Origin of the sequence: Sneathiella sedimenti, from assembly GCF_017313765.1 — a bacterium.
GTDB lineage: Bacteria > Pseudomonadota > Alphaproteobacteria > Sneathiellales > Sneathiellaceae > Sneathiella > Sneathiella sedimenti.
In genome coordinates, this window is sequence record NZ_JAFLNC010000005.1 from 86529 (window position 1) to 108372 (window position 21844).

At 57.5% G+C, this 21844-nt stretch carries 20 protein-coding genes; 17 read left to right on the top strand and 3 right to left on the bottom strand.

The genetic code is table 11. From position 1 onward, the window contains the following. Positions 1-137: 137 nt before the first annotated feature. The 10 genes from J0X12_RS14470 (at position 138) to rpsD (ending at position 12564) form a co-directional block, all read left to right on the top strand. Positions 138-1517 carry a class II 3-deoxy-7-phosphoheptulonate synthase gene (locus J0X12_RS14470; RefSeq protein ID WP_207047065.1) on the top strand — a complete coding sequence of 460 codons (1380 nt, stop codon included), beginning with the start codon at positions 138-140 and terminating at the stop codon, positions 1515-1517. A gap of 12 nt (positions 1518-1529) precedes the next feature. After that, positions 1530-2684: a nicotinate phosphoribosyltransferase gene (locus J0X12_RS14475; protein ID WP_207047067.1), complete on the top strand. Its 1155-nt coding sequence runs from the start codon at positions 1530-1532 to the stop codon at positions 2682-2684. A 156-nt stretch (positions 2685-2840) separates the two neighbouring features. Then, positions 2841-4124, top strand: a complete 1284-nt coding sequence (locus tag J0X12_RS14480; RefSeq protein WP_207047069.1) for an MFS transporter — start codon at positions 2841-2843, stop codon at positions 4122-4124. A gap of 81 nt (positions 4125-4205) precedes the next feature. Further along, positions 4206-5870, top strand: coding sequence for an NAD+ synthase (locus J0X12_RS14485; RefSeq protein WP_207047071.1), 1665 nt, complete (start codon positions 4206-4208; stop codon positions 5868-5870). After that, the gene (gene gltX / locus J0X12_RS14490; RefSeq protein WP_207047073.1) at positions 5867-7198 is read left to right on the top strand and encodes a glutamate--tRNA ligase; all 1332 of its coding nucleotides are present in this window, start codon (positions 5867-5869) and stop codon (positions 7196-7198) included. Before J0X12_RS14485 ends, gltX begins: the two co-directional genes overlap by 4 nt. Before the next feature lie 15 nt (positions 7199-7213). Continuing rightward, the gene (gene cysS / locus J0X12_RS14495) at positions 7214-8587 is read left to right on the top strand and encodes a cysteine--tRNA ligase (protein ID WP_207047075.1); all 1374 of its coding nucleotides are present in this window, start codon (positions 7214-7216) and stop codon (positions 8585-8587) included. Beyond that, positions 8587-10209: a citramalate synthase gene (gene cimA, locus J0X12_RS14500; protein WP_207047076.1), complete on the top strand. Its 1623-nt coding sequence runs from the start codon at positions 8587-8589 to the stop codon at positions 10207-10209. Before cysS ends, cimA begins: the two co-directional genes overlap by 1 nt. Next, a complete protein-coding gene (locus tag J0X12_RS14505) occupies positions 10202-10963 on the top strand; it encodes an RNA methyltransferase (RefSeq protein ID WP_207047078.1) in 762 nt (253 codons plus the stop codon). The genes cimA and J0X12_RS14505 overlap by 8 nt, the downstream gene beginning before the upstream one ends. Then, the gene (locus J0X12_RS14510) at positions 10944-11837 is read left to right on the top strand and encodes an alpha/beta fold hydrolase (protein WP_207047080.1); all 894 of its coding nucleotides are present in this window, start codon (positions 10944-10946) and stop codon (positions 11835-11837) included. The genes J0X12_RS14505 and J0X12_RS14510 overlap by 20 nt, the downstream gene beginning before the upstream one ends. A gap of 109 nt (positions 11838-11946) precedes the next feature. Next, on the top strand, positions 11947-12564 hold the full coding sequence (gene rpsD, locus J0X12_RS14515; protein WP_207047088.1) for a 30S ribosomal protein S4: 618 nt from the start codon (positions 11947-11949) through the stop codon (positions 12562-12564). Positions 12565-12631: 67 nt separating this feature from the next. Here rpsD and J0X12_RS14520 read toward each other — a convergent pair whose 3' ends face one another. The 3 genes from J0X12_RS14520 to purM form a co-directional block, all read right to left on the bottom strand. Further along, the gene (locus J0X12_RS14520; RefSeq protein WP_207047090.1) at positions 12632-12925 is read right to left on the bottom strand and encodes a DUF202 domain-containing protein; all 294 of its coding nucleotides are present in this window, start codon (positions 12923-12925) and stop codon (positions 12632-12634) included. A gap of 78 nt (positions 12926-13003) precedes the next feature. Next, a complete protein-coding gene (purN, locus tag J0X12_RS14525) occupies positions 13004-13663 on the bottom strand; it encodes a phosphoribosylglycinamide formyltransferase (protein ID WP_273543433.1) in 660 nt (219 codons plus the stop codon). Further along, on the bottom strand, positions 13651-14733 hold the full coding sequence (purM, locus tag J0X12_RS14530) for a phosphoribosylformylglycinamidine cyclo-ligase (RefSeq protein WP_207047094.1): 1083 nt from the start codon (positions 14731-14733) through the stop codon (positions 13651-13653). The genes purN and purM overlap by 13 nt, the downstream gene beginning before the upstream one ends. A 66-nt stretch (positions 14734-14799) precedes the next feature. On the opposite strand from purM, the gene J0X12_RS14535 reads away from it, so the two are divergent. The 7 genes from J0X12_RS14535 (at position 14800) to J0X12_RS14565 (ending at position 21810) form a co-directional block, all read left to right on the top strand. Further along, entirely contained in the window at positions 14800-15945 is a 1146-nt protein-coding gene (locus J0X12_RS14535; protein ID WP_207047096.1) for a DUF2066 domain-containing protein, read from the top strand. Between the two features lie 48 nt (positions 15946-15993). Beyond that, entirely contained in the window at positions 15994-16539 is a 546-nt protein-coding gene (locus J0X12_RS14540) for a CDP-alcohol phosphatidyltransferase family protein (protein ID WP_207047098.1), read from the top strand. Continuing rightward, positions 16536-17627, top strand: a complete 1092-nt coding sequence (locus tag J0X12_RS14545) for an AI-2E family transporter (RefSeq protein ID WP_207047100.1) — start codon at positions 16536-16538, stop codon at positions 17625-17627. Before J0X12_RS14540 ends, J0X12_RS14545 begins: the two co-directional genes overlap by 4 nt. 1 nt (position 17628) lies before the next feature. Next, complete coding sequence (locus tag J0X12_RS14550) at positions 17629-18303, top strand: HdaA/DnaA family protein (protein WP_207047102.1); 675 nt, start codon at positions 17629-17631, stop codon at positions 18301-18303. Positions 18304-18307: 4 nt separating this feature from the next. Continuing rightward, positions 18308-19087, top strand: coding sequence for an SDR family oxidoreductase (locus J0X12_RS14555; RefSeq protein WP_207047104.1), 780 nt, complete (start codon positions 18308-18310; stop codon positions 19085-19087). A gap of 27 nt (positions 19088-19114) precedes the next feature. Beyond that, a complete protein-coding gene (locus J0X12_RS14560) occupies positions 19115-19543 on the top strand; it encodes a DUF2147 domain-containing protein (protein ID WP_207047106.1) in 429 nt (142 codons plus the stop codon). Between the two features lie 119 nt (positions 19544-19662). After that, positions 19663-21810, top strand: coding sequence for an RNA degradosome polyphosphate kinase (locus tag J0X12_RS14565; protein WP_207047108.1), 2148 nt, complete (start codon positions 19663-19665; stop codon positions 21808-21810). Positions 21811-21844 lie beyond the last annotated feature (34 nt).

Sequence of the window (21844 nt, forward strand, 5' to 3'; positions counted from 1 at the left end):
CTAATTTGACGGAAAAGGGGAAAACAGGCCCGGTTTTTTGACGGAAATGTCGAAAAAAGGCCTGTTATCCATTGCGAAAACCATAAAAGGCTGTAGATAATAGCTCTTTGAGCGAATGAGATTTAAGGAATAGTGCGATGTCTAAAACCTGGACCCCTGAAAGCTGGAGACAAAAACCTGTACGCCAGCTGCCGACCTATCCGGACATCCAGGCCCTGGAAGCTGTGGAAAATGAACTGAAATCCTTTCCACCGCTCGTATTTGCAGGTGAGGCAAGAAGCCTTAAGAAAAAGCTGGCAGAAGTGGCCAACGGCCGGGCTTTCCTCCTTCAGGGCGGCGACTGCGCCGAAAGCTTCGCTGAATTCCACCCGAATACCATTCGCGACACCTTCAAGGTGCTGCTGCAGATGGCGGTTGTCCTGACCTTCGGGGCAAACTGCCCAATCGTGAAGGTCGGCCGTCTTGCCGGCCAGTTCGCCAAGCCGCGTTCTTCCGATACGGAAACCGTGGGCGGCGTCGAGCTGCCAAGCTATCGCGGGGATATCATCAATGGCTTTGAATTTGATGAAGCCTCCCGCGTTCCTGATCCTGCGCGGATGCTGAAGGCCTATTCCCAGGCGGCCTCGACCCTCAACCTGCTGCGCGCCTTCGCGCAAGGCGGCTATGCGGACCTGCATCAGGTCCATAGCTGGAACATGGGATTTGTCGCCAGCGGTGATCAAGGCGAACGGTACCGCGAAATGGCCGATCGCATTCATGACGCGCTTGCCTTCATGGAAGCCTGCGGCGTGACCTCGGTCAATACCCCGGAAATGGGACGGACCGACTTCTACACCTCGCATGAGGCATTATTGCTCCCTTATGAGCAGTCATTGACCCGCGTCGACAGTACATCGGGCGACTATTACGACACTTCCGCCCATATGCTGTGGATCGGTGATCGCACCCGCGATCCGGATGAAGCGCATGTGGAATTCCTGCGCGGTGTCGGCAACCCGATTGGTGTCAAGGCCGGCCCGACGCAATCCGCAGACGGTTTGCTTCGCCTGATTGATGAACTGAACCCGAAGAATGAGGCGGGACGGATGACGGTTATCTGCCGTTTCGGCGCGGACAATGTCGAGAAACACCTGCCGGAGCTGATCCGCAGGGTCGAGCGGGAAGGGCGGACGGTCGTCTGGTCCTGCGATCCCATGCATGGCAATACGATCAAGTCCTCCACCGGCTACAAGACCCGCCCGGTCGATCGCATCCTGACGGAAGTGCGTCAGTTCTTCGACGTGCATCAGGCCGAGGGCACCTATGCCGGCGGCGTTCATTTCGAGATGACCGGCCAGAATGTCACCGAATGTATCGGCGGCGCCTTTGAGGTAACCGAGGAAGGATTGAGCGATCGGTATCATACCGCCTGTGATCCACGCCTCAACGCCAACCAGGCGCTGGAATTAGCGTTCCTGATTTCCGAAATGATCAAGAAGGAAAGGGGCAACGGGACGGCAATCGCAGCCGCCTCGTAATCTTCAACGGATATGACCAGTCAGACGCCAGTAGCCAAGTCGGAGGCGGTGGATACCGCCATCGCCGACCATACAGACCAGTATTTCAACAAGACCAAGCGCGTCATCGGGCAATTTGGCGACAAAACCGTGACTTATGCAGTGTTTATGCGGCGACCGGTTATCTTCTGCCCGCAGATCATGCTCGACTGGCTGGACAATATCGCGAAAATGCGCGGCCGCAGCTTCAAGATTGAGCCCTGTTTCGAGGAAGGGGACTGGGTCGGCGCCGGTGAACCACTGGTCTATATCACCGGCAGTTTTCATGATCTCGTTGACCTGGAAACCCTCTATCTCCAGAAGCTCGGCTCGGCCTGCGTCGCCGCCTATAACGCCTTCACCATGTGCTCGCACCTGCCCGAGGCAAAATTTCTCGCCATGGATGCCCGTCACTGTGCCGGGAGCGAGATGGCCGATATGATGGCGTATGCGGCCTCGGTCGGCAGCCGCGCCGCGCAGAAGGAACTGGGCGCTGTCGGCTTTATCGGCAACGCGAATAATTCAACTGCCCACTATTTCGGAAATGAAAAGGGCCTCGGCACGATGCCGCATGCCCTGATCGGCTATGCGGGCAGCACCCTGCGCGCAGCCGAAATGTTTCACGAGAGCTTTCCCGATGACCCGCTTACTGTTCTTGTCGATTATTTCGGCAAGGAAGTGACCGACGCACTGGAAGCCTGCGCCCGTTTTCCGGAGCTGGTTGCCGCGGGAAAAATGTCCGTGCGGATGGACACCCATGGCGGCCGCTTTATCGAGGGGCTTGATCCTGCGACATCCTATGCGGTGCTGGAACGGCACATGCCCCGCGGCATCCGGCAGTACCGGTCGGAACAGGAACTGAAATGGCTGGTCGGGACGGGGGTTTCGGCAGCCGCGATATATTTTATGCGTGAAAAACTTGATGACGCCGGGTTCGAAAAGGTCAAGATTGTCGCATCCTCTGGTTTCTCAGTTGAGAAATGCCGGATCATGGGAAATCTGAAGGCACCGATTGACGTGGTCGGGACAGGGTCTTTCCTGCCGGAAATCTGGCCGGAGACCTATGCGACCGCCGATATCATCGCCTATGACGGCGTTCCGGGCGTCAAGGTCGGGCGGGAATTCCTGCTCAAGAAAGAAAAATCCTGAACTTGTAATCTGGAACAGGAACTGTCGCTTTTTGATTAGCGGGGGGCCGCGTTTGACCTCAAATGCGGATGAAAACACGCCTCTTTTTCTGAATGGTTGGCCATGTACGCTGCTGTAATAAATTCCTGGCCGCTCCTGTTTGGATTAGGCCTGCTGATGATCGGAAACGGTCTGCAACTCAGCCTCGTCGGTATCCGTGCGTCGTTGGAAGGATTTCCCGCGGCGGTTACCGGTTTTGTCATGTCCGCCTACTACCTCGGCTTCCTGTTCGGATCGGTCATCACGCCCAAGATCCTGGCCAATGTTGGCCATGTCCGCGTGTTCGCCGCCCTGGCGTCCCTCGCATCCTCCGCCGCGCTGATCTATGTGGTGTTTGTTGACCCTATTGTCTGGGGAATGATGCGCCTTGTTACCGGCTTCGCCTTCGCGGGGCTCTATATCGTCTGTGAAAGCTGGCTCAACGACGCCGCAACGAACGAGACACGGGGACAGCTCCTTTCCGTCTATATGATCATCATGATGGGCGGGATGGCGGTCGGCCAGATCTTCCTGAATGTGGCGGACCCAGGCGGCTATTCGCTCTTTATCTTTGTCTCTGTTCTGGTGTCCCTGGCGCTAATCCCGATGGCGCTGACCGCGAACCCGGCGCCGAACTTCATGGCCAGCTCCCGGCTCAAGCTGAAGGAACTCTACAAGATTTCCCCTCTTGGGGTTGTTGGCATGTGCGCCCAAGGCGTTATCGGCGGCGCCTTTTACGGCATGGCGGCGGTGTATGGCGACAATATCGGCTTGTCAGTGGCGCAAATTTCCAGCTTTATCAGCGTGTCCATCATGGGCGGTGTTCTCCTGCAATGGCCTGTCGGACGGTTTTCCGACAAGTTCGACCGACGCATGGTTCTGATGATCACCACCATGTTGAGCGGCGGCGCAGCCTTGCTGGCGCTCTATGCGGGGGAGACCGGGAACTTCCTGCTTTTCCTTGGGGCTGTCGGGTTGTTCGGTGGCTTTTCCGTTCCCCTTTATTCCCTCTGTATAGCCTATACGAATGACTATCTGGAACCGGACAAGATGGTCGCCGCCAGCAGCGGCCTGATGTTTGTCAATGGTGTCGGCGCGATTTTCGGTCCGCTGATTGTCGGTCAGTTCATGTCCCTTGTCGGCAGCGAGGTGTTCTTCGGCTGGATTGCCGCCGCCCATATAGCCATCGGGCTCTTCGCGATTTACCGGATGCAGATTAACCGGGCCATGCCGATGGAAGATCAGGGTACCTTTGTCGCCATGCCGGTCCGGGCCGGTGCCGCGGTTGCCACGCTCAATCCCGAAACCGAGGAATGGATCAATGACGAGCCGCCCGCCTATAGTGAAGCGGAGGATGAAGAGGTCGCTGAGCAGACGGAAATCATGGATGACGGCCCAGCCTTCGGCTCAAATAATCCCTGAATTACAATTTTTTAGCTGCTTTTCGCTGGAAAACGCGATCTAGCGATTGCTGCGCGCGTCAAGGCGGGTTAGAAATCCGTCATGACTGATCATTTGAAAATTGCTCTGGCGCAGGCCAACCCGACGCTTGGAAATATCGACGGGAATGTCATGCTCGCCCGGGCCTTTCGTGAGGAGGCGGAAGCCTTCGGCGCGGATATTGTTGTGTATCCTGAATTGTTCCTGACCGGATATCCACCGGAAGACCTGGTCAAGAAACCGGCCTTTCAGCGCACCGTGCAAAAGGCGATGGAGGATCTGGCGGAACTCACCCTTGACGGCGGTCCGGCGATGCTGATGAGCGCGCCGATGGTCGAAGACGGCAAACTCTATAACGCTGTTTGCCTGCTCGAAGAGGGAAAGATATCCGCCCGCCGGTTCAAGAACAAGCTGCCCAACTATGGCGTTTTTGACGAAATCCGTATTTTCGAGGCTGGGCCGCTTCCCGGTCCGATCCCGTTCAAGGGGGTCCGCCTCGGCGTGATGATCTGCGAGGATATGTGGTTTACCGATGTCGCCGAGTGCCTGGCCGAGACGGGGGCGGAGATGCTGATCGTCCCGAACGGCAGCCCCTATGATCACATGAAATCAGATGAACGGCTCAACCATGCGGTGCAGCGCGTGACCGAGACAGGCCTGCCGCTGGTTTACCTAAACCAGGTCGGCGGGCAGGATGAGCTGGTTTTCGACGGCGCGTCCTTCGTGATGAACGCCGACCGGTCACTGCCGGTCCAGATGCCGGGCTGGAAGGAGAGCCTCGTTCTTACCGACTGGCACCGCCAGCCAGACGGCAGCTGGAAATGCGAGACTAACGAAATCATCGAGCCCGAGGACGAGCTGGCGCAGATCTATCACGCGATGGTTCTGGGCTTGAAGGATTATGTGGAAAAGAACCGCTTTCCCGGTGTCGTGCTCGGTCTGTCGGGCGGGATTGATAGCGCCTTGAGTGCAGCCGTTGCCGTGGATGCCCTGGGGGCGGAGCGGGTTCACTGCGTCATGATGCCGTCAAAATACACCTCGACGGAGAGCCTCGATGATGCGGCGGAATGTGCACGCCTCCTGAATGTCAAGCTCGACAGCATTTCAATTGCGCCCGCCGTTGATGCCTTCGATGTCATGCTGCAGGAACCCTTTGCCGGGCTGGAGCCGGATATCACCGAAGAGAATATCCAGTCCCGAATTCGGGGCGTGACCCTGATGGCGCTTTCCAACAAGCTCGGGCATATGGTCCTCACAACCGGCAACAAATCGGAGATGTCCGTTGGGTACGCCACGCTTTACGGCGATATGTGCGGCGGTTACTCGGTGCTGAAGGATGTCTACAAGACTACCTGCTTCCGTCTGTCGGAATGGCGAAACAAACATTTCTCGCCGCTCTTCAAGGGAGCGCCCGGCCCGGTGATGCCACAGAATGTGATTACCAAGCCGCCGACGGCGGAACTACGCGAGGACCAGAAGGACGAGGACAGCCTGCCGCCCTATGACATCCTCGACGGCATTCTGTATGGTCTGGTGGAGGAGGAGAAATCCTTCGCGGAACTGGTCGAGGCCGGGTTCGATTCCCATACCATCGCCCGCATCCAGAACCTGCTCTATATCGCCGAGTATAAACGCCGCCAGGCACCGCCCGGCGTCAAGATATCCACCCGTAGTTTCGGTCGCGACCGCCGCTATCCGATCACCAACGCCTTCAGGGACAAGAGATGACCACTAAATTCCGCTTTGCGCCCAGCCCGACGGGATATCTCCATGTCGGGAATGCCCGGCTCGCCCTGATCAACTGGCTGTCCGCCAGGAAAACGGGTGGAGAGATGGTCCTGCGCCTCGATGATACGGATGAGGAACGCTCAACCGCGGAATATGCCGAGGCCATTCAGGAGGATCTCCTCTGGCTTGGCCTCGACTGGTCGGAGCTCAAGAAACAATCGGACCGGAGTGCCGCCTATACGGCCGCGTTTGAGACGCTGAAGGCTGCTGGGCGGCTGTATCCCTGCTATGAGACGGGCGAGGAACTGGATTACAAACGCAAACGCCAACTCGCCCGCAAATTGCCGCCGATCTATGACCGCGCCGCCCTTGACCTGACAGAGGAAGACAAGGCGAAATTCGAGGCGGAGGGACGGAAACCCCATTGGCGGTTCAAGCTCGATCAGGTGGTCATCCGCTGGGAGGATATGGTGCGCGGACCCGTTGAGGTCGATGGCGCCAGCATGTCCGATCCGGTGCTGATCCGTTCGGACGGTCGACCGCTTTATCATATGCCGTCCGTTGTTGACGATATAGACTTCGCCATCACCCATGTGATCCGCGGGGAGGATCATGTGAGTAATACGGCGCTCCATATCCAGATATTCGAGGCTTTGGGCGCTGCTGTGCCGACCTTCGGCCATATCCCGTTGCTGACGGGGCCGGGCGGGGAGCCGCTCTCCAAACGGGAAGGGAGCCAGAGCCTGCGTGAAATGCGCGAGAACGGGATCGAGGCCATGGCGCTTAACTGCCTGCTGGCCCGTCTCGGCACCTCCGACAACGTTGAAATCCGTCACACCCTCGCGGATATTGTCGCCGGGTTCGACATTACCCATTTCAGCCGTGCGGCCGCGAAATTCGATCCGGCGGAACTTTCCAACCTGAACGCCAAGCTCCTCCATGAGCTGGACTGGACCGAGGTGAAGGACCGCATCGCCCTTGACGGCGCGGATGAGGCTTTCTGGCTCGCCATTCGCGGAAACCTCACCACATTGACGGATGCAAAGGACTGGTGGCAGGTGGTTACCGGACCGATGACCCCGGTGGTGGAGGATGCGGATTTCCTCAAATATGCGGCAGACCTGCTGCCGGAAGGGGAAATCACCGCGGACAGCTGGAAAGCCTGGACGACCGCGGTCAAGGAGAAGACGGGTGCGAAGGGAAAATCCCTATTCATGCCGCTGCGCCTTGCGCTCACCGGTCGGCCCCATGGCCCCGAAATGAACAATCTGTTGCCCCTGATCGGGCGGGAAAATATACTGGCCCGCCTTTCGGGACGCCCTGACTGAGTTTGAGGAAGAAAAGTGACGTTGCAGCTCTACAATACGGCCCATCGAAAAAAGGAAGAATTTGTTCCCTTGAAAGAGGGGGAAGTGGGCATGTATGTCTGCGGGCCGACGGTCTATGACTTCGCCCATATCGGCAATGCGCGCCCGGTCGTCATCTTTGATGTGCTGGCGCGTCTGCTCCGGCATGAGGGCTACAAGCTCACCTACGTCCGCAATATCACCGATGTGGAAGACAAGATCATCGCCGCGGCGGAACAGAACGGTGAAACGATCGACGATCTCACCCGCCGCACGACCGAGGCCTACCATGCGGATATGGCGGCGCTGAATGCGCTGCCACCGGATATCGAGCCGCGCGCGACGGAGCATATCGACGGCATGATCCGGATGATCGAAAAACTGATCAAGAAGGGCCACGCATATGAGGCGGAGGGCCATGTGCTTTTCGATGTGACCAGCATGGCCGATTACGGCAAGCTGTCAGGCCGGAACCGCGATGATATGATCGCTGGCGCACGGGTGGAAGTCGCGCCCTACAAGAAAGACCCGGCCGATTTTGTGCTCTGGAAACCCTCCACGGATGACATGCCGGGATGGGACAGCCCGTTCGGGCGCGGGCGACCCGGCTGGCATATCGAATGCTCCGTCATGAGCGAGGCAACGCTCGGCATCACTTTCGATATTCATGGCGGCGGACGCGACCTGATCTTCCCGCATCACGAAAATGAGGTGGCGCAAAGCTGCTGCGCCCATGATGGCGCCCCTTTCGCCCGTTATTGGGTGCATAACGGCTTCCTCACGGTCGAGGGCGACAAGATGTCTAAATCCCTTGGCAATTTCCGCACCGTGCGGGAACTGTTGGCCGATGCACCGGGGGAGGCGCTTCGCTTGAACATGCTCTCCGCGCAGTATCGCCAGCCGCTCGACTGGACGGCAGAAGGGGTGGCGCGGGCCAAAGCCAGCCTCGACCGGCTTTACACCGCCCTTCAAAACCTTGAGAATGTCGAGACAGGACCGATTGAACCAGCCGCCGGGGTGATTGCCGCGCTTGAGGATGACCTCAACACGCCGCAGGCCCTGACCGAGCTTTATGCCCTCGCCGGGGAGGCGAACAAGGCGACCGAGGAAGCCGAGAAAGCCCGCATCAAGGGACAATTGCTTGGCTCGGGACGTCTTTTGGGTCTATTACAACAGTCTCCGGAAGACTGGTTCCGTAAAGCGGACAGCGGCGATATCTCGGAACAGGAAATCGAACAGGCGATAACCGCGCGGATTGAGGCCAAGAAAGAAAAAGATTTTGCCAAGGCGGACGCGATACGCGATGACCTTGCGAAGAAGAAGGTCGTTCTGGAGGACGGACCCAACGGCACCACATGGAAGAGAGCGTAATGGAACGGGAAAGACTTTATCTTTTTGACACAACGCTGCGCGACGGCGCGCAGACGCAGGGTGTGGATTTCAGTGTCGAAGACAAGACGAATATTGCCATGGCGCTCGATGGTCTCGGGATTGACTATGTGGAAGGGGGCTGGCCCGGTGCCAACCCAGGGGACACCGCCTTTTTCGCGAATCCGCCGAAACTTGAAAGGGCCACCTTTACCGCCTTTGGCATGACCCGGCGGCCGGGGCGCAGTGTTTCAAATGATCCGGGCCTCAGCGCCATTCTCGATGCCAAGACGCCCGCCGTTTGTATCGTCGGCAAGGCCTGGGATTTCCATGTCGATGTCGCCCTTGGCATCAGCCTCGAGGAAAATCTTGAGTTGATCGCCGATAGCATCGCCGAGATCGTCCGACAGGGACGGGAGGCCATGTATGATGCAGAGCATTTCTTCGATGGCTACAAGGCCAACCCGGACTTCGCGCTTAGCTGCCTGAAGGCGGCCTATGGCGCGGGTGCTCGCTGGATGGTGCTCTGCGATACCAACGGCGGCACGCTTCCGGACGAGGTGGAGCGCATTGTCACCGAAGTGACGGAGCATATTCCCGGCAGCCATCTTGGCATCCATACCCATAACGACACGGAAAATGCGGTCGCCAACACCCTGATGGCGGTGAAAGCAGGCGTGCGGCAGGTGCAGGGCACGCTAAACGGCCTTGGGGAGCGTTGCGGCAACGCAAATATCATCTCCCTCATCCCGTCGTTGGTGCTGAAGGAGCCGTTCAAGTCCATGGTCGACACGGGCATCACGGAAAAGGGGCTGAAAAATATCACCACCGTGTCCCGGCTTCTCGACGATATCCTCAACCGTTCCCCCAACCGGCACCAGGCCTATGTCGGGTCGTCCGCTTTTGCTCATAAGGGCGGGCTGCATGTCTCCGCGGTGGAGAAGGACCCCAAAACCTATGAGCATGTGGAACCGTCTCTCGTCGGGAACAAGCGGCATCTGCTGGTCTCCGATCAGGCCGGCCGTTCCAACATCCTCGCCCAGTTGCGCGATTTCGGCCTCAACATCGATCCGAAAGACCCGAAGGTCGACCGCTTGCTGGAAGAAGTGAAGCAGCGCGAGTTCGATGGCTTCTCCTATGATGGCGCGCTTGCCAGCTTTGAGTTGATGGCCCGCCGTCGCCTCGGGCAGGTACCAAAATATTTCGACGTGGAAAGCTTCCGGGTGCAGGTGGAACGGCGCCATAACGCCAAGGGCGAGCTGCTCTCCGTTTCTGATGCGGTGGTGAAGCTGATGATCGACGGGGAACGCTATATGTCCGTCGGCGAGGGGAACGGCCCGGTCAACGCACTTGATTCTGCGCTGCGCAAGGATCTGGGAAAATATTCCGACTATATCGATGATCTCCGCCTTGTGGACTTTAAGGTGCGCATCCTCACCTCGGGAACCGAGGCGGTGACGCGGGTCCTGATCGAAAGCACCGACAAGAGCAACAAACGCTGGTTCACGGTCGGCGTATCACCGAATATCGTCGATGCGTCCTTCGCGGCGCTGATCGACAGCATCACCTACAAGCTTTACCGGTCGGGCGCACCGGCCGCCGGGAAACAAGCGGCCAATGTCTGACGGTTCCACGCCCGCCATTATCCTTGTTGAACCGCAATTGGGGGAGAATATTGGCGCGGCGGCGCGGGCCATGCTCAACTTTGGCCTGACCGACCTCCGCCTTGTGAGCCCCCGCGATGGCTGGCCCAATGACCGGGCTGTTGCCATGGCGTCGCGCGCGGATATCGTGCTGGAGAACACACGGGTGTTTGCGAGTACGGCCGAGGCCATTGCCGACCTCAACCATGTCTATGCGACCACGGCGCGCACCCGCGACGTGATCAAGAAAATCGCTACACCCCGGGCGGCGGCGGCAGAACTGCGCGCCCATACTGTCGCCGGATCACGGACCGGCATTCTGTTCGGCAAGGAGAGTGTCGGGCTCTCGCGGGAGGATGTCACGCTTGCCGACGACATCATTTCTGTGCCGCTTAATCCAGATTTTTCCTCCATCAACCTCGCGCAGGCGGTGCTGCTGGTCGGTTATGAATGGTTTCAGGCCGCCGACAATACCCCGCCCGTACAGGTCCATAACGAGGAGCGCCCGGCCAACAAGGCAGAGCTTTCCTATCTTTTCGATCGGATCGAGCGGGAACTGGATGCCCGGGGTTATTTTGACCCAATCATGCAACGAAAACATGTTATCCTTCAGAATATGCGCAACATGTTCCAGCGGCTCGGGCTGATGGAATCGGATGTGCGGGCCTTTCAGGGAATCATCAAGGGCCTGACCATGAAGGTGAAGGACAGCAACAATGACGACGATAGGTCATAAACGGGCAAAAGTCGGCGAGATCACTCTCCATTACGCGGAAAGTGGCGCGCAGCACGAGGAACTGATCCTGCTGCTGCATGGCTTTCCGGAATTCTGGTACTGCTGGAAAGACCAGCTTCCCAAGCTTGGGGAGGAATACCACGCGGTTGCACCGGACATGCGCGGCTATAATCTCTCCGACAAGCCGGAGGGGGTGAAGTCCTACCGGATCAACCACCTGATCGGTGACGTGATCGGCCTTGCTGACCATCTTGGGAAAGAGACATTCTATCTTGTTGCCCATGACTGGGGCGCCGCCATCGCCTATGCGGTTGCCATGGCGCATCCCGATCGGGTCAAAGGGCTGATTATCATGAACGGCCCGCATCCCTATATCTTCGCCGAACTGCTCAACAACAACGAGGAGCAGATCCGGCAGAGCCAGTATATGGCCTATTTCCAGACTCCCGGTGTCGAGAAAAAGATGCTCAAGGACAACGGAAACTGGTTGCTGGACTGGACCTTCAGCAAACATGTTGAAAACGGCCAGATGACCGAGGACGACATGAATGCCTATCGCACGGCGTGGACCCAGCCGGGGGCGATGACCGCCATGCTGAACTATTACCGCGCCTCACCGCTTGTCCCGGCGACGGAGGAAACGAAGGGCAGGGGGTCCGGGCTGGACCCGGACAAGTTCAAGGTGCATGTGCCGACGCTTATCCTCTGGGGGGATGCGGACCATGCGCTGGTGAAGGATAACCTGAAAGGCATCGAGAAATTCATCGATAAAGTCACCGTCAAACTGCTCTCTGGCGTGACCCATTGGGTGACCCATGAAGCGCCGGAAATGGTCACCGAGGAAATTCTCGACTTCATTGCCGAGCTGGAATAAGAAAATTGTCCAAAATGGATTGACAACCGGCGCCTAAAACCTATTATGCGCGCCTTGTGCAGGCCTCGTCGGCGTGCCTTTTTCCTGAATAGAAAACTGGATCAAGTAAATGAGCAAACGCATTCAAGCGAAATACAAAATCGATCGCCGCATGGGCGAGAACCTCTGGGGCCGCCCAAAAAGCCCTGTTAACCGCCGCGAATATGGACCGGGCCAGCATGGCCAGGGTCGCCGGGGTAAAATCTCCGACTTCGGTATCCACCTCCGCGCGAAGCAGAAACTCAAAGGCTACTACGGCAGCATCACAGAGAAGGGCTTCCGCCGTCTCTACGAAGAAGCCACACGCCTTAAAGGCGATACTTCCGAAAACCTCATCGGTTTGCTGGAACGGCGTCTTGACGCTGTCGTCTACCGCATGAAATTCGTGCCGACTGTTTTCGCGGCACGCCAGTTCGTCAACCACGGCCATGTCATGGTCAATGGCCGCAAGGTCAACATCGGCTCCTACCAGGTGAAGCCAGGTGATGTGATTGAAGTTCGCCAGAAATCTAAGCAGATGGCGCTGGTCCTCGAATCCGTTGACAGCCCGGAACGGGATGTGCCGGAATATATCGACGTTGACCACAAGGCCATGAAGGGAACCTTCAATGCGATCCCGAAACTGGCCGATGTGCCGTATCCGGTGATGATGGAACCGAACCTGATCGTCGAATATTACTCACGCTAATCTGCGTGATCCCGAACAAGAGCCGGAGCGCCTGGCGCCTCCGGCTTTTTTCATGCGCAAAGCCAGGTTACAGCCCGCCGTCGCGCTTTTCGTCATTGATGGATTTCCGGACCCGGCGGTAGTCGGCAAAGCCGATCAACAGCGTCACGACAGCAAGCGCGAGCAGGACCCAGCCGATATGGCTTAGCCAGCGGCTGTCGAGAAACTTGAGGAGCGCAACCGCCGAGGCGCAAAGCGCAATCGCGGTCTTTACATAGGCCATCAAGGTGCGGCGATTGGCAAGTTCCGTGCGGTGCACAGCCAGCTTGAAAGTATCGACATTGCGCCGTTCGGTCGCAATTTCTCTCGTATCTCCCGTCATGGGATACGATCCTAGCGCAATTCCAGATATCCGCAAGCCTGCAGACATAGCACTGCAAGCCCAACCCAGGCGACGGGTCTAGATAGCTTCAAGCTTCGGGTTGATAAGGGAATGGGATTCTTCCTCCGCGCGTTCAATAATTACACGGGAGCCATGGATTTTTACCCGGTTCTCGGCGACTAGCCTTAATGCGAGCGGGTAAACCCTGTGTTCCTGTTCCAAGATCCGCGCGGCGAGGTCTTCGGGCGTATCCTCTTGCAGGATCGGAACGGCGGCCTGGGCGATAATCGGCCCGTCATCCATCTCCGGGCGGACGTAATGGACGGTACAGCCGGTGAACCGTGCCCCGGACTCGATGGCGCGCTCATGCACATGCAATCCCTTGAACGCCGGAAGCAGGGACGGATGGATATTGAGAATGCGGTCACGCCAGCGGTTGACGAAATCCGCAGTCAATAACCGCATGAACCCGGCGAGGCAAATCAGGTCGATATTCAAATCCGTCAGATATTGCGTGATTTCCGCCTCGAATTCCTCGCGGACACTATAATCGCGATGATCGATCGTGCGCGTCGGGATGCTGTTCTCGGCGGCGAACTTCAGCCCGGCGGCTTCAAGGTTGTTGGAGAGTACGCACGTGATCTCGGCCGGAAAATCCGGCATCTGGCACGCCCGGACAAGGGACTGCATATTGGTCCCCCTTGACGAGATAAAGACCGCTACTTTCAGTTTTGCCAATTTTCTTCCAACCCATTAATGATGACCTGTTCCGCGCCGTCATCGCAGGCGATGAGTTCCCCGACCCGGTAGACTGTCTCGCCGGCGGCCGTCAGCATCGCCGCGGCGGCATCGGCCCGGTCGGCCGGCACGACAACCACCATCCCGAGACCGCAGTTGAAAGTTGTGGCAAGCTCGCGCGGGGCGATATTACCGAGCTCCGCGAGCCATTTGAACAGCGGCGGGAGGGACCAGCCGTTGATATCGATCTGCGCCGCCAGCTGCCGGGGCAGCACGCGCGGAATATTCTCATACAGGCCACCACCGGTGATATGGGAGAGGGCGCGGATATGGCCGGCACGCACCGCTTCAAGGCAGCTTTTCACATAGATCCGCGTCGGCTCGATCAGCGCATCGCCGAGCGTAATCGTCTCATCGAACGGGGCGGGGGCCGCATAGTCGAGATTGAAGTCCGCGACAATTCTGCGTACCAGCGAAAAGCCGTTTGAATGCAAACCGGAAGAGGCAAGGCCAAGCAGCACATCGCCTTCCTGCAAATTGTCGGCCTTTAGAAGCTGTTCGCGTTCCACCGCACCGACGGTAAAGCCCGCGAGGTCATAGTCTCCCTTGGCATACATGCCCGGCATTTCCGCTGTCTCGCCGCCGATCAACGCACATCCGGCCTGTTTGCAGCCCTCGGCGATGCCCGCGACGATATCGCGCGCCGCCGCCACATCAAGACCACCGGTCGCGAAGTAATCCAGGAAAAAGAGCGGTTCCGCCCCTTGCACGACCAGGTCATTGACGCACATGGCCACCAGATCGATGCCGACGGTATCATGACGGTTCATGTCGATGGCAATTTTCAGCTTGGTCCCGACGCCATCCGTCGCGGAAACAAGAAGCGGGTCCTTGAACCCTGCCGCGCGGGGATCGAATATGGCGCCAAAACCGCCCAAATCCGCGTCTGCGCCGGATCTCCGGGTGGCGGCGGCGAGGGGCTTTATGGCCTCAACCAGTGAGGTACCGGCCACAATATCGACACCTGCATCCTTGTAGCTGTAACTTTTTTTGGAGCTATCGGTCTTCATAAGTTATGCTGCACCCGAATTTATGACTATGATCGGGCCAACATACTTTTTTTCCAGTGGTTTGCAATGATGGATACACAGCAGCTTCCAATCTTTTCGCGCGTCGTCGCCTCGGTAATTATGGTTTTTTGCCTGATGGGCAGCGTTTCCGTAAGCCATGCCGCGGATAATTTTTACGTGGTGCGGGACATAGCCGTGGATGAATCAGCCTCTTCGGCCGCGGCGGCCCGGACAATTGCCGTGCAGAACGGCCAAAAACGGGCGCTCGACACCCTGCTGCGCCGTCTGGTCCCCGAACCGTACTACGCCAGCCTGCCGGTTCTGGATGAGGCGGCGATTACGCCCATGGTGGCATCCTTTCAGGTCTCCAATGAGCGCACCTCGGCAAAACGCTATCTCGCGGACCTGACCTATGAGTTCAAGCGCGACGATATCCGCAGGCTGCTGCGCGCCAATATGCTGCCTTTTTCCGAATCCATCGGCAAGCCGGTCGTTGTCCTGCCGGTCTTCCTGGTCGATGACCGCGCCAATCTGTGGGATTACCCCAATCCCTGGCGAACGGTCTGGGTAGATATTATCGATTATGGATTGCGCCCACAGGAACCGGACAGCCTTCGCGATGCCTGGGCCCAACCACTGCTGCGCCCGGTCATTGTCCCGGCCGGCAATGTTGAGGACATGAAGACCATTACCGCCCGGCAGGCGTTGGCCATGGATACGGCCGCGCTAGAAAAGCTGCGGAAAGATCATGGGGCCGCCGAAGTCCAGGTCATCAGCGCGCGCCTGCGCACCGATGCGGACGGGACCCTGCTGCTTGACGTGACCCGGAACGTGGTTGGCCAGACGGCACCGGCAGCTGAGCAGACCTACAAGGGAAGCGAGGATGAGGAAGGGCTGATGCAAAGCGTCGTCTTCGATTTGCTGGCGCGGATACAGGAGGACTGGAAACGGCAGAATGTTCTTGATTTCAGTGTCGAGAACACCCTCGCTGTCACCACCAGAATTTCCAGCCTGCCGGACTGGCTCGCCCTGCAGGATAAGGTCACGAAACTTGCCGCCGTCAACAACACAAAGGTCAAGGATCTCACGGTCGAGAGCGCGTTTTGGCATATTACCTTTGTTGGCGAGATGGACCAGTTGATTACGGCGCTTGCCCAGCTGGACCTTGCGCTGGTGGATCAGGGCGGCTATTGGACACTCAATCAAAAATAGCTGTTCAGTTATTGAGTTTATTTAATAAATCAGGGTTTGGACTCAAGCTTGAATATTCCCAATACGATTACACTGATTCGCATGATGCTGGTGCCGGTTATTGTCTGGCTGATCCTCGCCAACCAGATGTACGCCGCCTTCATTGCATTTTTGGTGGCCGGCGTTTCTGACGCGCTTGACGGTCTGATCGCCAAGCAGTTCAATCTGGTAACACCGCTCGGCACCTATCTTGATCCTCTCGCGGACAAGATATTGCTGGTCTCCATCTATGTCACGCTGGGCATACAGCAGGACCTGCCAAGCTGGCTTGTCATCCTCGTTGTCAGTCGCGATATCCTGATCGTCGGCGCGATCCTCCTGTCCTTCCTGCTGGCGCTGAAACTGGCCATCGTGCCGTCAATGCTCAGCAAGCTGAATACCTTCTGCCAGATTATCCTGGCGGCGATCGTCCTTGGGGACAAGGGGTTGCAGACGGGATACGCCGACGCAATTGAACTTATTGTCTATATCGTGGCATTGACGACAGTGCTTTCAGGGCTAACCTATATCCTGCAATGGTCACGACAGAATAGCGAGAAGGCACAGAACACATGACGTTGAAGCAACATATGAGATTCTGGGCCATTGCCCTCGTTGTCTTTATCATTTTTCTGGTGTTGCTCAGTAATATTCTGCTGCCATTCGTGCTTGGCATGGCGGTGGCCTATTTTCTCGATCCCGTTGCGGACCGGATGGAAAATGCGGGTCTGAACAGGACGGCCGCCACGGCGATCATTATCGGCCTGTTCGTGATCCTCGCCATTCTCATCATTATGCTTCTGGTGCCGGTCATTATCGAGCAGTTCCTCGGCCTTCTGAACAATCTGCCGGGATATTACCAGAGCCTGCATGACTTCTTCCTGCCGATCATCGACCGGTTTGTCGATATCCCGGCGTACCAGCAGAGCGAGGAGTTCAAGAAAACCATCGGCCAGTATATGGGCGAGGTGGTCAAGGGGCTCGGCACTCTGTCGAAAAACATTGTCGGCGGCGGGCTCGCGGTGGTCAACATGGTCACGCTCCTGGTCATTACCCCGGTGGTCGCCTTTTATCTCCTCCGGGACTGGGACCATATCGTTGACCGGATCGACAGCTGGCTGCCACGCAAAAAGGCAGGACAGATTCGCATGCTGGCGGGACAGATTGACGATGTGCTAGCCGGCTTCGTGCGGGGTCAATCGACGGTGTGCCTGTTGCTTGCTATCTATTACGGGATCGCGTTGATGGCCTCAGGCCTTGAATTCGGACTGGTCATCGGGATTGTGACCGGCCTGATTTCCTTCATTCCCTTCGTTGGCGCAATTATCGGCTTTGTCGCTTCCGTCGGGGTGGCGCTGGTCCAGTTCTGGCCGGATGCCCTCATGATCGGCATTGTCGGGGCTATTTTCGTTGTCGGGCAGATCCTCGAAGGCTATGTGCTGACCCCCAATCTGGTGGGCGAAAAAGTGGGGCTGCATCCGGTCTGGGTCATGTTCGGCCTGCTCGCGGGCGGCAGCCTGTTCGGCTTTGTCGGGGTGCTGATAGCCATCCCCATGGCGGCCGTGGTCGGGGTCCTCAGCCGTTTTGCGATTGACCAGTATCTGCAAAGCCCGCTCTATGGCGCGCCGCCACCGGTCGATCCGGACAGTGCACCAGAGGATTAAGATGCAGCCCGCTCAAATTCCAATGAATTTCCAGTTTCGCGCCGCCACGGGCCGGGAAGATTTCCTGGTGACACCGGCGAATGAGGACGCGGTGGCCTGGATCGATAAATGGCCCGACTGGCCGATGCGGTCCCTTCTTCTGGTGGGGCCGTCCGGGTCCGGCAAGACCCATCTCGCCCATGTCTGGCAGACACGGAATGACGCCGTAATAATCGACGCGCACCAGCTTGACCACCTCGGCATAGAGGACATCAGCCGCCTCGCGGCCGGACCGCTGGTTATTGAAAATACCGGGCCGGGGCTGAGGGAAGAGATATTGTTTCATCTGTTCAATCTTGTGCAGGAAAAGGGCGGCAGCCTGCTGTTCACCGCGACCGCGCCGCCGGGCGCCTGGGGCCTGACGCTCGCCGATCTCTCCTCCCGCCTCGGGACGGTGCCCATCGCCCGCATTGACGAACCCGATGATGCGCTGTTTGCAGCACTCGTCGTGAAGCTTTTTTCCGACAGGCAGCTTGCCGTCACGCCGGATGTCGTCCAATATATCGTTCAGCGCCTGGAACGGTCATTTGCCGCGGCCCGGCGCTTTGTGATGCGCCTCGATAACAGCGCGCTTGCCGAAAAACGAAAAATAACGATTTCGCTGCTCCGCGAAGTCTTCAAGGAAGAGCAAGGGTAGAATAATGGATTTAGGAATTTCAGGGAAATGGGCGATTGTCTGCGCCTCCAGCAAGGGACTGGGACGCGGCTGTGCGGAGGCCTTGGCTGCCGAAGGTGTTAATCTCGTGATTACCGCAAGAACCCAAAGCACATTGGGGGAAACCGCCAATCATATCCGCGCGCAGTCGTCGGTAGAGGTGAAGGCGATTGCGGGCGACATCACCACGCCGGACGGACGGGCGGAAGTTTTGGAAGCCTGCCCGGAGCCGGACATCCTGATCAATAATGCCGGCGGCCCACCTCCCGGCGATTTCCATGACTGGACCCTCGATGACTGGCAGAAGGCGCTGAATGCCAACATGCTGACCCCGATCGAGCTGATCAAGGCCACGGTTGACGGGATGCGGGCGCGCAAGTTCGGCCGCATTATCAACATCACCTCAAGCGCGGTGAAGGCGCCGATCGACATTCTCGGTCTGTCCAATGGCGCGCGCGCAGGGCTGACCGGTTTCGTCGCCGGCATTGCCCGCAAGACCGTGGTCGATAACGTGACCATCAATGCGCTGTTGCCGGGACCTTTCGATACGGATCGCCTGCGCGGTAATTTCGAGGCTGTCTCCAAGGCGAGCGGCCGCTCCATTGAGGAAATCCGCAAAGAACGCGCCGCCGGCAATCCCGCGGGGCGTTTTGGCACGGCGGAAGAGTTCGGGGCGGCCTGCGCCTTTCTCTGCAGCGATAAGGCAGGCTATATCACCGGCCAGAATATATTATTGGATGGTGGCGCGTTCCCGGGTACATTATAGGACGCTTAATCAGCCGGAGAATATTTCATGCGATATTCCTTTACAGTCCTGAGCCTTCTGGTCGCGGTTTTCTTCACTGCGACAACGGCCCGCGCGGAAGTCACCGGCGTCTGGTCAACCGTTGAAGGAAAAAGCCACGTCAAAATAGAACCTTGCGGCGACAAGCTATGCGGCAAGATTATCTGGCTTAAGGAGCCGCTGACGGATAAGAAAATTGCTAAGACAGACATCAAGAACGAGGATGTCAATCTGCGCGGCCAGCCTATTAACGGCCTGGAAATCCTGAAGGGTTTTGTTCCGGACGGCGACAATGAATGGGACGACGGCACGATCTACAACCCGGAGGACGGCAAGACCTATTCCTCCTCCATGACCCTGGTGAAACCCGATACGCTAGAGGTAAAAGGGTGTGTCGTAATGTTCTGCAAGACCCAGACCTGGACGAAGGTGCAATAAGCTTTCGCGTCTAAAAAAAGGAAAATACGCCGATAAAGCATGCATATTGTCATAATTTGTTGATGTAAGTCCTATATCATTCATTGGGAATGATAGCCGCGAATGGAACAGAATTAACGATGTCGACAAATATTGAACCTGCGGTTTCCACCGCGACAGACCTCCTCAGCAGCCCGGAACGCTTTATCAACCGGGAGCTTTCCTGGCTGTCGTTTAACTGGCGGGTTCTGGAGGAATCGGCGAATACGGCCCATCCATTATTTGAACGGCTTCGCTTCCTGTCGATCTCCGCGGCAAATCTCGACGAATTCTACATGGTACGTGTGGCCGGCCTTTGGGGCCAGATCAAGGCCAACATCAAGACCCTCAGCGATGACGGACTCACCCCGGCGCAGCAGCTGGAGGAGGTGGACCGCAAGGCCAACAGGCTGATGGCCGAGCAGACCCTGCAATGGAACCGGCTAACCAAGGAACTCCGTCAGGAAGGGGTTTCCCTCCTGTCCCCAAAGGAACTGACCAAGCAGGAGCGGGTGTGGCTGGAGGATTATTTCAAGCGGCAGATATATCCGGTCCTGACGCCGATGGCCCTCGATCCGGCGCATCCATTCCCGTTTATCCAGAATCTCGGTTTCGGGCTGTTTCTGGAACTTGTCCGCAAGGACTCGGAGCGTAACCTGAAAGCGTTGCTTCTCCTGCCGCAGGCCCTCGACCGATTTGTTCGCCTGCCGGGATCAAAAATCCGCTTTATCAGCCTTGAAAATATTGTGATCCTGTTCCTCGATCATCTCTTCCCCGGCTACAAGGTGGCAAGCAAGGGAATATTCCGCATCGTCCGTGACAGCGATATGGAGGTCGAGGAAGAGGCGGAGGATCTGGTCCGTCTGTTTGAAAGCGCCTTGAAACGCCGCCGCCGGGGCAGCGTGATTCGCCTCAAGGTCGACAAGGAAATGCCGCAGCAGTTTGTCGATTACCTCATCAAGGAACTCGATCTTGACGAACGCGCACTGATTATCAGCGATGGGCTTCTGGGGCTGGCGGATACGGCCAAGCTGATTACCGCCGACCGGCCCGATCTTTGTTTCATGCCCTATACGCCCCGCTATCCGGAGCGGGTTCGCGACGCGGGCGGTGATATCTTCTCGGCCATTGGCAACAAGGATTTTATCGTTCATCACCCCTATGAGAGTTTTGACGTGGTCGTTCAGTTCCTGCGGCAGGCCGCGGCGGACCCGAACGTGGTCGCCATCAAGCACACCCTCTATCGGACCTCGACGAATTCCCCGGTCATCAAGGCCCTGATTGAGGCAGCGGAATCCGGTAAGTCCGTCACCGCGCTGATTGAGCTGAAAGCCCGCTTTGACGAGGAGGCGAATATTCGTTGGGCACGCGACCTGGAACGGGCAGGGGCCCAGGTCATCTATGGCTTTATCGACTTGAAGACCCATGCGAAGGTATCCGTCGTTGTTCGCCGCGAAGGCCAGAACCTCAAGACCTACATGCATTACGGAACCGGCAACTACCACCCGATTACCGCGACGATCTACTCCGACCTCTCGATGTTCACAACCGATCCGCAGCTCGCGACCGACGTCACCTTGATGTTCAATTACGTGACCGGATACGCCAAGCCGAAAGGACTGGAAAAGTTGACCCTCTCGCCGTATAGCCTGCGAAACTCTCTGATTGATATGATCGAGGAGGAAATCGAGCACGCAAACGCCGGCCGGCCAGCATCAATCTGGGCCAAGCTTAATGCCCTTGTCGATCCGAAAATCATTGATGCGCTTTACCGGGCCAGTAACGCCGGTGTCGATATCCGCCTTGTTATTCGCGGAATCTGCTGCCTGCGGCCCGGCATCAAGGGCATGTCGGAAAATATCCAGGTAAAAAGCATTGTCGGCCGATTCCTTGAGCATTCCCGGATTGTTTGTTTTGGCAATGGCCATAAAATGCCGTCGGACAAGGCGAAAGTCTTTATTTCCTCGGCCGACTGGATGCAGCGCAGCTTCGACCGGCGGGTCGAAACCCTCGTGCCCGTCACCAACGAGACGATCCACCGGCAGGTTCTCGACCAGATCATGGTGGTGTGCCTCAAAGACAATCTGCAGAGCTGGAAACTCCTGGAAAACGGGGAGTATGAGCGTATTTCTGTCGCGGGAGAACCCTTCTCGGCGCATAATTATTTCATGACGAACCCGTCTTTATCTGGACGTGGCAAGGCTTTGCTTGTAAAGGAACCTGTACCCAAGCTTGTACCACCAAGCTAGAAATTTAGGTTTTCGTATTCCAGGTGTAAGGGTT